The organism is Maribacter aurantiacus, assembly GCF_005780245.1.
Taxonomy (GTDB): Bacteria; Bacteroidota; Bacteroidia; order Flavobacteriales; family Flavobacteriaceae; genus Maribacter; species Maribacter flavus.
Window position 1 is genome coordinate 156,811 of record NZ_VBUK01000002.1, and the last position, 15,139, is coordinate 171,949.

The window sequence follows — 15,139 nt, forward strand, 5'->3', positions numbered from 1 at the left end:
TTCAGTAGCTTCAATTTTATATTAAAAACTTTTAGACCAATTTGTTGACGAATGAAACCAAATCAAATCAATTAAAATGATGGTCCAAAAACGACAAAACCTTGCAAATCATAGATTTTGCAAGGTTTTCCTTTTGTTTGGAGTTTCCTCCTAGTGACCTCGACAGGATTCAAACCTGTAACCTTCTGAGCCGTAATCAGATGCGCTATTCAGTTGCGCCACGAGGCCATATTTCAATTTTCCCTAAAGCGGGGTGCAAATATATTTCTTTTTACATTTACCACAAAATTAAGACCCTTTATAATATATGGATTTCAAAAGTTATATAAGAGATGTGCCAGATTTCCCAAAACCAGGAATCATCTTTAAAGATATAACTCCCTTATTACAGAGTCATTGGGCTTTAAGTAGTGCTGCTGATAGTCTTATTAAGGACTTGAAAAAGGAGGATATAGACAAAGTTGTTGGTATGGAAAGTAGGGGGTTTATTTTTGGACCTATGCTAGCGGAGCGATTGGAATCCGGATTTGTACCTATTAGGAAACCGGGGAAATTACCTTATAAAACCTTGAGCGAATCATATAATTTGGAGTATGGTACAGATACCATGGAGATTCATGTGGACGGTATAACCAAAGGGGATAGGGTTTTAATTCATGATGACGTTTTGGCGACAGGTGGAACCGCTTTGGCAACTACCAAATTGGTCGAAAAATTGGGAGGTATCATCGTACAATGTAATTTTTTGATTGAACTCTCTTTTCTAAACGGAAGGGAAAAAATCAAACCTTTTAAGGTAAAATCCTTGATAACCTACTAATCCAAAGCGCGGGTAGTAACATAATATCTCCAACCAATAATGGCCAGTTGGAATTTACTGGCTTTGGATAAATCCAATTGTTTTTCTGAATATGAGGGCAACATAGCCTTATTCATCTTTGCCAAAAATTTAAAAAAACTTTTTTTCAAAACAATGGTTTTATCAAAAATACAAAAATTGGTTACATTCTAATTTGACCTTCTTTTATATTGTGTTAGTAATTACTATCCTTTCGCAAAATCTATGTTATACTCCATTTATATAAAATTGTAACCGGGCCCGGCATTTTAATTGGTTTCTACAGATTTTCTCAAAGATTGTGGATGACAATACTTATTATGATGTATAGTATGAGCTTAAATAAATTAATCATTTTTAAAAGTTTTAGGTTATACAATTGTTGATTATAATCGATTATTCGAATAATATATAATGGAGTTTCGCTTCCATCCAAGTAATTTTAGTTAAATCGATATATTTGAATACAAGTATGTAAGTGAAATAATGTGATATGTTGTAATATTTGGAATCAATCCTACATTGATGTGATAAAATGTAATAGCTAAAGGTCTTTTATCTTACATTTTATAAATTTTATAGGGGTAAAATGGGAGGTTTCCAAAAGTTGTAGGGACATTTCATAAAAATTTCTTCGGTTTTCTCCGATTTCATTTTATTTGCAAATGAATATTGGTTTACTTGAGAAGAACTTTTCTTTTTGGGAAGGTTTGCTAAGGTGCATGGGAATCATTAAAAGTCCGATTTGTCATGTTTATTCCAAATGCCCGATGTTCGTAGTGATTTTCATTCACTAACCACCATTCATGGTATTTTCACGCAATGGGAATTTATCTCCTCCATTTTATCTCCGATTGAATACTATAACTATTGCTTTGAAATCTTGGGGCTTCATTTATATTTGTGTGTAAACGTGTTATATGCAAAATGTACTTTTTGTTTTGATAGGACTTGTATTGTTGATCGCCGGAGGCAGTTGGTTGTTGAAGTCGGCAGTCGCCATTTCGTTGCGGTTGAGCATACCCAAAATTGTCATAGGCATGACAGTGGTGTCCTTTGCTACATCGGCGCCGGAGCTTATCGTAAGTATAAAGGCGGCCTTGGATGGCTTTCCGGATTTGGCCCTGGGAAACGTAGTGGGGTCAAATATCGCCAATCTCGGTTTGGTGTTGGCGGTGACGGTCATTTTGGGAAGTATAGATGTGCGAAAAAGTTTTTATACGACGGACTGGCCTGTAATGATGCTTGCTTCGGTATTGTTTTTCGGCTTTATCTATTTTGATGGCAACTTGAGCAGGGTAGAAGGAATAATTATGGTCTCTTTTCTATTCTTTTTTCTGGTATACCTCCTTCGTTTCCAAAAAACGGCCGTTGTGGATGAAATGCCCGAAGACGATATACCCTTGCCTTTATATAAAACCGTGCTGTTTCTGGGGCTGGGCGGTGTTGCGCTCTGGGGAGGATCCGAGTTGCTCATAAAGGGTGCCGTTGGACTAGCATCTTCTTTTGGGGTAAGTGACAGGGTCATTGGTATTACGGTTGTTTCCGTAGGGACGAGTATTCCGGAGTTGGCGGCCTCCGTCATCGCGGTATTGAAAAAGGAAAAGGCCATTTCAGTAGGTAATTTGATAGGTTCCAATATATTTAATCTATTGGCGGTTTTGGGTATCACGGCGATGGTCTCGCCTATTTATGTGGTGGATACGGGTCTTTTGGAGAACGATATCTTTTGGATGCTTGGAATCTCCTTCGTGATACTTCCGTTGGTATTTTTTCCAAAAGGACTGCGATTGGGATGGCGGGATGGTTTAATCCTTTTAGGAATTTACGTATCTTTTGTGTACGTAACGATAAACTGATTCTATGCATTGCAACCGATGGCCCATCCTTTTCTTTCTTCTCATGGCCTCGGTCTGTTGGGCCCAGGAAGCGGGTTTTGTCAGGGGTAAGATTTTGGATGTTGAAACCAAGGAACCTATTGTTTTTGCCACCGTTCGTATTTTGGGAAAGGCCAAAGGGATTATTACGAATATGGACGGAAGTTTTAGGCTGCCCATAGAATTTAGGGAGGCAGGTGAGTCAATTGTCATCTCCTCCATGGGCTTCACAAAAAAGGAATATGCCCTGCAAAATCTATCGCCAAAAGATGTTAACATTATCTATTTGGAGCCCGGAGTTTTGGGTCTTTCCGAAGCACTTGTAACCGCTAAAAAGCGAAGAAGATTGTCGGCGGCTCAGATTCTACGTAGGGCTATTAAGGCAATTCCTATGAACTATCCAACCCGTGAGTTTGCTGCAATTGGTTACTACAGAGACTATCAATTGAGAAAAAACGAGTATGTAAATATGAACGAGGCATTTTTGGAAGTTGTTGATGAAGGTTTTGGTTCCAATGACTACTCCAATTCCAAAATACGTATTTACAATTTTCAAAAGAATCAGGATTTTAAGCAAGATTTTGAAGGTGAGTTCAAATATGATTATAAGTTCTATAAAAAGTTCATTGATAAGGCATATCTATATAATTACGGAGGAAACGAGTTTACCATACTAAGGATTCATGACGCCATAAGAAACTTTCAAGTCAACTCTTACGATTTTATTAATGTTTTTGAAAAGGATGTTATAGATAATCATTTCCTTAACAAGGAAACGGATACTTCAATGGATGATGAGGTATATTACACTATTGGTCTTAGACAGTCCATGTTGAAATACCTTGCCTTTGGGAATGTGTACATATCCAAAAGGGATTTTTCAATTCGAAAAATGGAGTACGCAGTGTACGATCGCTTTCGTAAGTTAAAGGACGGGGGTCTTAACAAGCATGGTAATGATCACGAAGCCATATTTGAAGTAATAACGGAATATGCGCCCAAGTATGGAAAGATGTATCCAAACTATATTTCATTCTATAACACTTTCGAAGTAAGCAATCCTCCGGAATTTAGTGTGGAAGATGTGCTCTTGAACGGTCCTAAAAGTTGTTTTGTATTTAAGTTCAATGACAGGGTAGAATATGAATCTGCCCTAAAAAAACAAAACTATGATATACGTTTAAGGGGGGAAAGGCTAAAAATAAAAAAGGTAATGGTTTTTGAATATGAGGTGGAGGTATACCCCGATCTGTCCAGCAAGGCCTTTACCGATTTGGTGAACGAAATGGAATCCAAACAAAATAAAAGAATCAATTTTCAGGATATCTTTTATGCGGAGGCGTCCAATGTTGAAAACTTAAAAGGAAGTAAAGTTAATGAGATGACATATAACACATACCGCCAGTTCAGGGAATTTTTTGTGCAAGAAATACGGCCTAATGGAAGTTTGCTCAAGGACACTCTTTTTATGGACAAACACAGACCTATTTTTGAGGACCAGCCCACCACTAAACCGGATAACTTCAATGAATACTGGATGAACACCCCGCTTCCTGATATCCAAAACTAAAAAAACCTTAAAATATTAACAGGTATTATGTTAAAAGTCCATTTGATATGTGTTTTATCGTTATTGAACACGGTTTTGTTATTTGCTCAAGAGCAAGATTTTCTTCGAGGAAAGGTATTGGACAAAGAGACAAATGAACCGGTGGTTTTTGCCACCGTTCGTATTTTGGGAAAGGCCAAAGGGGTTATTACGAACATGGATGGTAGTTTTAGGCTGCCTATAGAATTTAGGGAGGCAGGGGAGTCCATTGCGATTACTTCCATGGGCTATACAAAAAAAGAGTATGGATTGCAGCAATTGTCGCCCAGTGACGTCAACATTATTTATTTGGAAGCTGGGGTATTGGAACTTTCAGAAGCTGTAGTCAAAGCAAAGGGAAAGCGTTTCAGAAACCTAAATGCCAAACAAATCGTTCAAAAGGCCATTGATGCCATACCCAACAATTATCCTGCTACTTCCTTTTCATTAGTAGGATATTACCGTGACTACCAGTATAAAGATAGTACCTATCTAAATTTAAATGAAGGCATTTTCGAGGTCTTTGACCAAGGTTTCAACCAATTGGATGATTCAAATACAGAATCCTTGATGTACCAATGGTCCACAAATACCGACTTTCCCCAAGATTCATCGGCCAGACAGTCTTATAATTACAAGTCTTTGAGCAAGATTATAGACAAGGCTCGCTTGGATGCCCATGGAGGAAACGAATTTAGAATTCTCAGGATTCATGACGCAATTCGTAATTTCAACGTGGGGTCCTATGATTTCATAGGAACGATGAAAACCGATTTCACGAAAAACCATTACTTTCTAAGAGGGGCCGATACTACTAAGGACGGTAACGAACTGTACACTATAAAATTCTGGATTTTTTTCCCCAATTACAGGGCAAACGGTACGATCTATATTTCAAAATTCGATTTTGCCATCCATAGATTGGAATACACCATGTACGATGAAAAAAAGAAGAGTGATGATAAAAAGCGCAACAAGCATGGACATTTCCAAAAACCCATATTTGACATTACTACGGAGTATAATAGTCAAGATGGCAATATGTACTTAAACTATATTTCTTTCCATAATACCTTTATTTTAAATGTGCCGCCTGTGTTTCGGGTGGACGATTATGCTGTTGATTTTGATGAGCAATGCTTTACGGTAGAATATAATACTCGGCCCCTAGAGGAATTAGCTATGGATCTGAAAAATTATGATGTTGAATTTAACAACAGAAGAGTAAAAATCAGAACTATCAAAAGACTTAAGAATAAAATCTATTTGATTCCTGCTCTTATTGATGAGAAAAGATATGAGATGTTCGGTGAAATTTTAGAAGCAGTAAAAAACGAAGAGGACCTTAATGAACTTGTGAGCCTAAAGGTCTCCAATGTGAGGGACACCTTGGGTAATCTCGTGAATAAATGGACGGCCCCCGAATATGAGCAATACCGTGAGTTTTTTGTTCAAGAGGTAAAACCGGATAATAGGGCCCCTTTTAATGGTATATTTATGGACAAAGTCGTGCCTTTGTTTGGGGAACAACCCATTGCTAAACCTATAAATGGAGAGTCCTACTGGATGAACACCCCGCTTAAGAAATCTATAAATTAAAGGCCATGAGACGTTCATTCAAATTAATTTTATTGGTCTTTTCTCTTCTTTACGGAATCACCAATGCCTTTGGCCAAAATGAGGGATATATTATAGGACAGTTGGTAGATACTGAAAAAAATGAGGCCATCCCTTTTGCTACGATTAGAATCAGGGATAAAGCGGTGGGCGTCATTAGCAATGTTGATGGTACTTTTAAAGTACCCCTTGAATTTAAGGAAATTGGTGAGGTTCTTGAGATATCCTGTCTAAGTTACCAAACCCTCCTCGTTGAGCTAAGTACTTTAATGGAAAATGAGGTAAACATTGTTCCACTCAAGTCCAGTACCTTTCAGCTTCAGGAAGCAGTGGTGTCAGCAAAGATAAAAAAGTTGAGTGCAAAACAGATTGTAAAAATTGCGATAAATAGTATTCCCCAGAACTATCCACAAAATGCTTTTGGTCTTGTGGGGTATTATCGCGATTATCAGGTTAAGGACAAAAACTATATAAATCTTAGCGAAGCGCTCATTAAGGTCAATGACAAGGGTTTTGACGTTCACGATAACTTTGGCAATAGTTATCAGTTGTTGTCTTTTGGCCTAAATACAGATTTTGAAGTAGATTCCTTTGCCAAACAGCCTTACGATTATGAAAGACAAAATAAAATTGTACCAAGTGCCAAGATGGTCAACGATGGTGGAAATGAATTCATAACCTTGAGCATTCATGACGCCATAAGGAATTACGGTTTAGAGTCATTCTCCTTCATAAATGATTTACGGACAGACTTCGTGGAAAGCCACAGTTTCAGGCTGCAGCGAACTACGAATTATAAATCACAACAGATTTATGAGATCGTATTTAGTTTTAGGAATAATGATTACAGGGCAGAGGGCACCATCCATATAAATAAAGATGATTATGCCATACACAAGCTCAACTACTATCTATACAAACGAAAAAAACCTGGGGATAAGAGTAGCGCCGTGAACGCCAATGAGCGTTTCTCAGATGGTTTCAACAAGATGACCGGGGAACTTTTGTACCATATCCAATCAGAATATGCCCGTGGCCAGGCCAATAAAATGTTCCTAAGCTATATTTCTTTCTATAATAAAGTGTTGGTGAAAAGGCCGGCGGAATTCAAATCCAAATTCGTTATTAATTTAGAAGATAAGTCCTTTAAGATTCAAGTAAATAAAGTACCGGCAGAGTTGGATAAAATAAGAACACGAGATTTTAAAGTTAGTTATAGGAATGATGCTGTACCAATTAAGGAATTCTGGTTTCAGGAAGACGAGCGCACTTTTATTGTTTGTCCCCATGTTGGTTACGAGCGGGCAGAACAGTTGCTTAAAGGATTGTTTTTGGAAAGGGATAATTTGCAGGTCGCTGATGTAAAATATAGTTATAGGGATATTAAGGACAGCTTGGGCAATAAACTCGACGAGCGAAAATGGGAATACATTCACCAGTATAGGGAGTTCTTTGTGCAGGAAGCCACTCTGGGCCATCAGTTGATTTCTGAAAATGAAGAAATGGCAAAAAATATGCCTTTGGATAGTCCAAAACAACCCGTCTTAAGAGATTACTTGGAAGGGAACTACTGGATGAACACGCCGCTTCCCAACATCCAAAACTAAAAAAGCCTCGAAAAATTCGAGGCCTTTCTTATCAACAATTAATTTTTACTTTTTTAAACTTTCGCAGACTTCACGGTCTTAACGATTCTTCCTGCAATTTTGTATGGGTCACCGTTTGAAGCTGGACGTCTGTCTTCCAACCATCCTTTCCAACCACTTTCCACAGTTGCAATAGGAATACGGATCGAAGCCCCACGGTCAGAGATTCCATAGCTGAAATCGTTAATGGAAGCTGTTTCATGTTTACCGGTCAAACGCTGGTCGTTGAACTCGCCATACACCTCAATATGCTCCTTAACCACAGGTCTAAAGGCCTCACATATTTTCTCGTACACTTCTTTTGAACCGGCAGTTCTCAATGTAGTATTGGAGAAGTTGGCGTGCATACCAGAACCGTTCCAGTCCATGTCCTTGCCCAATGGTTTTGGGTGATATTCAATGTAATATCCGTAGGATTCGGTAAGACGGTCTAATAAATATCGGGCAACCCAAAGCTCGTCACCTGCTTTTTTGGCTCCCTTGGCAAACAATTGGAATTCCCATTGTCCACACGCAACCTCTTGGTTGATACCTTCAAAGTTGATACCGGCCGCGATACAAAGATCGGCGTGCTCCTCAACAATATCCCTTCCATGTGTGTTCTTTCCACCTACGGAGCAATAGTATAGACCTTGGGGTGCGGGATAACCACCTATTGGAAAGCCCAATGGCAGTTGTGTGTGGGTGTCCATAATAAAATATTCCTGCTCAAAACCAAACCAGAAGTCGTTATCATCATCATCTATAGTGGCCCTACCGTTTGACTCATGAGGGGTACCGTCAGCATTTAGAACTTCCGTCATTACCAACCAACCATCTTTTCTTGCCGGGTCCGGAAACAAGGCTACGGGTTTTAACAAACAATCCGAAGATCCTCCTTCTGCCTGTCTCGTGGAACTACCATCAAAGGACCACATTGGACAGTCTTCCAATTTTCCGCCAAATTTGTCGACCACCTTGGTCTTGCTTCTCATGTTTTGAGTTGGGTAGTATCCATCCAACCAAATGTATTCTAATTTAATCTTGCTCATAATTATTGGTAGTTATATTACAATTTAAAAAGACGACCAAAAATATGTTTTTTTCAGGTATCTAGGTATTTTTTGGGGGTTAAATCTCCAAGATTTCAATAAATAATATGATACCCCTAATTTTTATCGGGTATTTTGTCAAATAAATATTTTTTGCACTTAAATTTGTCGAATTAATAATTTACTATAGCATGTCCATACCCAGATTTGAAGCCATTGTCCAGAGCCTAAAAAGAGAGGCCATTACCGTAGAGGAAAAAGGAAGACGTTCCGATATTTTTGGTTTGAATGTTTTCAATGAGGCCAAAATGCTTCAATATTTGACCAAGGATGCCTATGAGAGCTTGAAGGATGCCATTGTTACGGGTTCCAAAATTAACCGTAAGATTGCTGACCAGGTTGCAGAGGCCATTAAAGGTTGGGCAATTACCATGGGAGCTACCCATTATACCCATTGGTTTCAGCCTTTGACCGGTGCAACGGCTGAAAAACACGATGCATTTTTCGATCTAACGTTGGATGGTAGGGCCTTGGAGAAGTTCGGTGGCGGACAATTGGTGCAACAGGAGCCCGATGCTTCCAGCTTTCCAAGTGGTGGTATCCGCAATACTTTTGAAGCTAGGGGATATACCGCATGGGACCCTACATCTCCCGCGTTCATATATGGAACAACGCTGTGTATACCCACCATTTTTGTATCGTACACCGGTGAGGCCTTGGATAATAAGGCACCTTTGTTAAGGGCATTGAGTGCTGTAGATGAAGCGGCGACCAACGTGGCAAAGTATTTTGATAAAAACGTCACAAAAGTGAACGCTACCTTAGGATGGGAGCAGGAGTACTTTTTAATCGATAAGGCATTGGCACATTCTAGGCCCGACATAATCATTACCGGCCGAACCCTAATGGGAGTATCGGCGGCCAAGGGCCAACAGTTGGACGATCACTATTTTGGGGTGATTCCACGCAGGGTATTGGGTTTTATGAGCGATCTGGAAAAAGAGTGCACCAAATTGGGGATTCCGGTGAAGACCAGGCACAACGAAGTTGCCCCAAACCAGTTTGAATTGGCCCCTGTTTTTGAGGAGGCCAATTTGGCCGTGGACCATAACTTATTGTTGATGGATGTTATGGATAAAATTGCGGACAGACATTATTTGAAAGTATTGTTCCATGAAAAGCCTTTTGCGGGTGTAAATGGCTCCGGAAAGCACAACAACTGGTCCTTGGCTACGGATACGGGGGTGAATTTATTGAGTCCGGGTTCTACGCCCATGAAGAACCTACAGTTCCTAACCTTTTTTGTGAATACGATAAAGGCGGTGGATACCTATGAGGAAGTCTTGAGGTCTTCAATTGCATCGGCGAGCAACGACCATCGTTTGGGTGCCAATGAGGCTCCGCCGGCTATTTTTTCAATTTTTATTGGAAAACAGTTAAGCAACGTTCTGGACGAACTGGAAGGCGTTTCCCAAGGAAAGCTATCCCCAGAAGAGAAAACGGAACTTAAACTGAACGTTGTTGGCAAGATTCCGGAAATTCTTTTGGACAATACGGATCGTAACCGTACCTCGCCATTCGCGTTTACCGGGAACAAGTTTGAAATGAGGGGTGTGGGTTCCAAAACGAACTGCGCCAAGCCCATGACGGTTTTGAACACTATAGTGGCCAAGCAGCTCAAGGATTTTAAAAAGGAGGTGGATGTCCTTTTGGACAAGAAGGGGCTTAAAAAGGACGAGGCCATCTTCAATGTATTGCGCGAGTATATCAAGACATGTAAAAGAATCCGCTTTGATGGTGATGGATACAGCAAGGATTGGGAGAACGAGGCAAAAAAGAGAAAATTAAGCAACAATAATAATACGCCGGATGCCCTCCGTGTGCTTGCCTCCAAGAGTACGGTTGATTTGTTCAAGTCGATGAAGGTCATGAGCGAAGTGGAACTAGGGGCAAGAATGGAGGTGGAACTGGAGACCTATGTGATGCACCTTCAGATCGAGGGACATGTGTACAGGGATATGGTATACAATTCGGTGATACCATCGGCCATCGCCTATCAGAATAAATTGATTACCAATGTATCCGGATTAAAGGAAATCTATGGCGCTGCCCACAAGGCATTTACGGAAGCCCAGCTTTCCATGATCGAAGAAATAGGGCAACACATTTCCGCTTTGAAAAAGGCAACGGATACTTTGACCGATACTCAGAATAAGGCCGATAAAATAAAGGATACCGCGAAAATGGCGGAGGCGTACTGCAATGATGTAAAACCATATTTTGATAGCATCCGAAGCCATGCCGATCAATTGGAAAAGTTGATCGAGGACCAACTATGGCCACTGACCAAGTATAGCGAGCTATTGTTTATTAAATAATCCTGAAGCTACGGATTCAAAAAGGCGGATATGAAATTTTATGGTGGTTGATTTTAAATTCAATTCCCCTATTTTTGCCACAAATAAAATCAAGATGTCCTCATCCCACAGTGAAAGATACAACCAGCGCGGGGTTTCCGCTTCCAAGGAAGACGTTCATAATGCCATTAAAAACATCGATAGGGGCCTGTTTCCAAAGGCCTTTTGCAAAATTGTACCCGACTATCTGACCGGCGATGAAGACTACTGTTTGGTAATGCATGCGGACGGTGCGGGAACAAAGTCTTCCTTGGCCTATATGTATTGGAAGGAGACCGGGGATATTTCCGTCTGGAAGGGTATTGCGCAGGATGCGCTCATCATGAACATTGATGATTTAATATGTGTTGGTGCTACGGACAATATCATGCTTTCTTCCACAATTGGAAGGAACAAGAATAAGATTCCCGGTGAGGTCATATCGGCCATCATTAACGGCTCCGAAGAACTGATTCGCGAATTGGAAGCTTTTGGTATCACCATCAAATCAACCGGCGGTGAAACTGCGGATGTTGGTGATCTGGTGCGGACCATCATAGTGGATTCCACTGTAACTGCTAGATTAAAAAGGGACCATGTCATTGACAATGCCAATATTCAGGAAGGGGATGTAATCGTTGGTTTGTCATCCTTTGGTCAGGCTACGTATGAAAAGGAATACAACGGGGGTATGGGCAGCAATGGACTGACTTCGGCAAGGCACGATGTTTTTGCCAAATACCTTTCCGAAAAATATCCGGAAAGTTATGATAACGAAGTTCCCGAATCTTTGGTGTACTCAGGAAAGGCAAAACTCACTGACAGTGTTGAAGGGTCCCCATTGGATGCAGGGAAATTGGTTTTGTCACCTACAAGAACCTATGCGCCCATCGTGAAGAAAATTTTGTCCAGGTATGGTAAAAAGGAGATTCACGGAATGGTCCATTGCAGTGGCGGTGCCCAAACAAAAATCCTTCATTTTATAGATAATCTACACATTATCAAGGACAATCTTTTTGATATTCCGCCTTTGTTCAAATTGATTCAGGAGCAGTCGGGCACGGATTGGAAGGAAATGTACCAGGTGTTCAATTGTGGGCACCGTTTGGAAATATATACCGATGAAACAACGGCGAAGGACCTGATTTCCATTGCCCAAAGTTTTAATGTGGATGCCCAAATCGTCGGAAGGGTAGCCGCATCTCAGACCAAGAAATTGACCATAAAAAGTCAATTTGGAATCTTCGAGTATTAAGGCATACGAATAGCCCGATACGATCGTTTGTATTATAAATATTAGGCTATGCAAAGAAAGGAGTTTTTAAAAAGTTTGGGTGCCGGAGCGGCATTCGCCATAACGTTTCCCTGCTTGGGGAGCTGTTCCAAGGATAACGGCGAAAACGGAAATATCGTTGAAGAGCCTACCAACGTGGATTTTACCATCGATTTAGACGCTCCCGAAGCTGCCAATCTAGCTACCAATGGAGGGTTTATCCTCAAGAATTTGGTGGTCATTGCTAGAAATTTACAGGGCGAACTGGTCGCTGCAAGTCAGGTGTGTAGCCATGAAGGGTATGATGAGGTACGGTTTATCAACCAAAACGGCGGAATATTCTATTGTGACGTTCATGGATCGCAATTTGCCCAAGATGGCAGTAATTTAAATGCTGGAAACGGTAGGGCCACAAGACCCCTAAAGGTTTATCAAACATCACTTGATGGTACTATTTTAAGGGTATTCGAGTAATACACTGTTTGTCCCAATTCTTACAGCCATTGAATTCAGCTCCCCCAATACTGCCAATAGTAGTAAAGTTCCCCTACAATCGTTTTTCAAACGAAAGCCGAGTAACAAAAATTTGTCCGAATTTTTGGAAAATCACCGCGCAATTTAGTCGAACTAAACACGCGAAAAAATGAGGTTCCAAGTAATCATTCTATCCTTTTTCGTTTTTTGCTCCTTGTATGGCCAGGAAAAGAAATTTATTACGGTGAAACAGACCGTGACTTTAATGGGAGGCCCTTTCGAGATTACGGTAGTTTCCACGAATGAGGATTTAGGTTATATAAATATACAGGAGGCAATTGGTGAAATAGCACGTATAGAGAAGCTCATCTCTTCGTGGGACGAGAACTCGGAAACACATGCAATCAATAAAAATGCAGGTATCAAACCAGTAAAAGTGAGCTTAGAGCTCTTTAAGCTGATAGAACGTTGCAAACAAATCTCCGATATAACAGATGGTGCTTTTGACATTTCCTTTGCCGCTTTGGACAATCTTTGGGATTTTCAAGGGCCAATGTCGGCTAAGCCAACGCATATAGAAATAAGTAAAGGGCTTTCGAGGGTCAATTATAGGGACATTAGTCTTGATGAAAATAATTTAACAGTGTTCCTTACAAAGCCAGGCATGAAGATTTCGTTTGGGGCCATTGGAAAGGGATATGCCGTTGACAGGGCAAAGGACTTGCTAGTATCAAAAAAGGTTATCGCAGGGATGATAAATGCCTCTGGAGATCTTACAACATGGGGCACTAAGGCCAGTGGGGAAAAATGGATGTTAGGGGTTGCAAATCCCAATAATAGGACCAAGGTATTTTCGTGGCTGCCCATTGTGGAATCTTCCGTGGCTACCTCCGGAAACAAGGAGAGATACGTACTAATAAATAATGAAAAATATAAGGATATCCTAGATCCAAGAACCGGTTACCCTATTAGTGACCAAATACAAAGTGTTTCAATTTTTTCCAAAAATGCTGAACTTTGCGATGCCCTGGCCACAGCCATTATGGTTATGGGCACCAATGCTGGACTAGCCTTAGTAAACCAATTAGGGGATACAGAGGTAATCATTGTAGACTCAGAAAACAAAATGCATAAAAGTACTGGATTGATTCTCAATCAAATTCCGTGAATTACAGTTTTCGAAAAACGCATTTTCAGACACTTTTTTCTTATTTAAAACTATGCAATGGTCAGATTATAATACTTGGGCCGATGTGTAATTCCTCAATGCGGTACATAAAATTATTGTAATTTCGCAGTACAAGTGTAGTTGATAATGATAGACAAATTAAATATTGTAAAACAGCGTTTTGACGAGGTTTCGGACTTGATTATTCAGCCCGATATAATTGCAGATCAAGACCGGTACGTAAAACTTACAAAAGAATACAAAGATCTTAAGCAGCTAATGGCCAAAAGAGATCTGTATATGGAATTTACCAATAATATTTCCGAAGCGGAGGAAATCATCGCCGATGGTTCCGATGAAGAAATGCTGGAAATGGCAAAGATGCAATTGGAAGAGGCCAAAAGCAGTCTTCCTGCACTTGAGGACGAAATTAAGCTCATGTTGATACCCAAAGATCCTGAGGATGCCAAAGATGTTGTGATGGAAATTAGGGCGGGAACAGGTGGCGACGAAGCCAGTATTTTTGCCGGTGACCTCTTTAGAATGTATACAAAATATTGCGAAAATAAGGGTTGGAAAACGAATGTCATCGATTTGAGCGAAGGGACCAGCGGAGGCTATAAGGAAATCCAATTTGAGGTAACCGGTGAGGATGTCTACGGAACCTTAAAGTTTGAAGCAGGCGTCCACCGGGTGCAAAGGGTGCCGCAAACAGAAACCCAAGGTAGGGTACATACCAGTGCCGCAACCGTAATGGTTTTGCCGGAGGCTGAGGATTTTGATGTGCAAATAGACCCTAAGGACGTACGAATAGATTATTTCTGTTCTTCGGGACCTGGAGGACAGTCCGTAAATACCACCTATTCCGCAGTACGGCTGACGCATATTCCAACGGGACTGGTGGCGCAATGTCAAGATCAAAAATCGCAACACAAGAATAAGGACAAAGCTTTTAGGGTTTTGCGTTCTAGATTATACGATCTGGAATTGGCCAAAAAACAGGAAGAGGATGCCGCTAAAAGAAATTCCCAGGTAAGTAGTGGAGACCGGTCAGCTAAGATACGGACCTATAATTATCCACAAGGGAGGGTTACAGACCATAGGATCGGTCTTACCTTATATGATTTATCCAATATCATAGATGGGGATATCCAGCGGATAATTGATGAATTGAGCCTTGTTGAAAATACCGAGAAACTGAAAGTGGCATCGGAGATTTTTTAAATATCGG

General features: G+C 40.5%; 12 protein-coding genes and 1 tRNA gene. 10 read left to right on the top strand and 3 right to left on the bottom strand.

The window, feature by feature from the left end:
- Window positions 1–154: 154 nt before the first annotated feature.
- A tRNA-Arg gene (locus FEK29_RS05855) sits at window positions 155–228 on the bottom strand.
- A gap of 79 nt (window positions 229–307) precedes the next feature.
- Between FEK29_RS05855 and FEK29_RS05860 the strand changes: the two genes are divergently transcribed.
- The gene (locus FEK29_RS05860) at window positions 308–820 is read left to right on the top strand and encodes an adenine phosphoribosyltransferase (protein ID WP_138257491.1); all 513 of its coding nucleotides are present in this window, start codon (window positions 308–310) and stop codon (window positions 818–820) included.
- Here the strand turns inward: FEK29_RS05860 and FEK29_RS18110 are convergent.
- Window positions 817–969: an SsrA-binding protein gene (locus FEK29_RS18110; protein WP_138257492.1), complete on the bottom strand. Its 153-nt coding sequence runs from the start codon at window positions 967–969 to the stop codon at window positions 817–819. The genes FEK29_RS05860 and FEK29_RS18110 overlap by 4 nt on opposite strands.
- 789 nt (window positions 970–1,758) lie before the next feature.
- Here FEK29_RS18110 and FEK29_RS05870 point away from each other — a divergent pair.
- The 4 genes from FEK29_RS05870 to FEK29_RS05885 are packed head-to-tail and all read left to right on the top strand — an operon-like array spanning window position 1,759 to window position 7,527.
- The gene (locus tag FEK29_RS05870; RefSeq protein WP_138257493.1) at window positions 1,759–2,697 is read left to right on the top strand and encodes a calcium/sodium antiporter; all 939 of its coding nucleotides are present in this window, start codon (window positions 1,759–1,761) and stop codon (window positions 2,695–2,697) included.
- A 4-nt stretch (window positions 2,698–2,701) separates the two neighbouring features.
- Window positions 2,702–4,285, top strand: a complete 1,584-nt coding sequence (locus FEK29_RS05875; protein WP_138257494.1) for a carboxypeptidase-like regulatory domain-containing protein — start codon at window positions 2,702–2,704, stop codon at window positions 4,283–4,285.
- A gap of 27 nt (window positions 4,286–4,312) precedes the next feature.
- The gene (locus FEK29_RS05880; protein WP_138257495.1) at window positions 4,313–5,902 is read left to right on the top strand and encodes a carboxypeptidase-like regulatory domain-containing protein; all 1,590 of its coding nucleotides are present in this window, start codon (window positions 4,313–4,315) and stop codon (window positions 5,900–5,902) included.
- A 5-nt stretch (window positions 5,903–5,907) separates the two neighbouring features.
- On the top strand, window positions 5,908–7,527 hold the full coding sequence (locus FEK29_RS05885) for a carboxypeptidase-like regulatory domain-containing protein (RefSeq protein ID WP_138257496.1): 1,620 nt from the start codon (window positions 5,908–5,910) through the stop codon (window positions 7,525–7,527).
- Between the two features lie 53 nt (window positions 7,528–7,580).
- Here the strand turns inward: FEK29_RS05885 and FEK29_RS05890 are convergent, their stop codons facing one another.
- The gene (locus FEK29_RS05890) at window positions 7,581–8,597 is read right to left on the bottom strand and encodes a glutamine synthetase beta-grasp domain-containing protein (protein WP_138257497.1); all 1,017 of its coding nucleotides are present in this window, start codon (window positions 8,595–8,597) and stop codon (window positions 7,581–7,583) included.
- A 191-nt stretch (window positions 8,598–8,788) separates the two neighbouring features.
- Between FEK29_RS05890 and FEK29_RS05895 the strand changes: the two genes are divergently transcribed.
- The 5 genes from FEK29_RS05895 (at window position 8,789) to prfA (ending at window position 15,132) form a co-directional block, all read left to right on the top strand.
- On the top strand, window positions 8,789–10,975 hold the full coding sequence (locus tag FEK29_RS05895; protein ID WP_138257498.1) for a glutamine synthetase III family protein: 2,187 nt from the start codon (window positions 8,789–8,791) through the stop codon (window positions 10,973–10,975).
- A gap of 94 nt (window positions 10,976–11,069) precedes the next feature.
- On the top strand, window positions 11,070–12,248 hold the full coding sequence (locus tag FEK29_RS05900) for an AIR synthase related protein (protein WP_138257499.1): 1,179 nt from the start codon (window positions 11,070–11,072) through the stop codon (window positions 12,246–12,248).
- Window positions 12,249–12,296: 48 nt separating this feature from the next.
- Window positions 12,297–12,740: a QcrA and Rieske domain-containing protein gene (locus FEK29_RS05905; RefSeq protein ID WP_138257500.1), complete on the top strand. Its 444-nt coding sequence runs from the start codon at window positions 12,297–12,299 to the stop codon at window positions 12,738–12,740.
- Window positions 12,741–12,909: 169 nt separating this feature from the next.
- Complete coding sequence (locus tag FEK29_RS05910; RefSeq protein WP_240042676.1) at window positions 12,910–13,908, top strand: FAD:protein FMN transferase; 999 nt, start codon at window positions 12,910–12,912, stop codon at window positions 13,906–13,908.
- Window positions 13,909–14,055: 147 nt separating this feature from the next.
- Entirely contained in the window at window positions 14,056–15,132 is a 1,077-nt protein-coding gene (gene prfA / locus FEK29_RS05915) for a peptide chain release factor 1 (protein ID WP_138257501.1), read from the top strand.
- Window positions 15,133–15,139 lie beyond the last annotated feature (7 nt).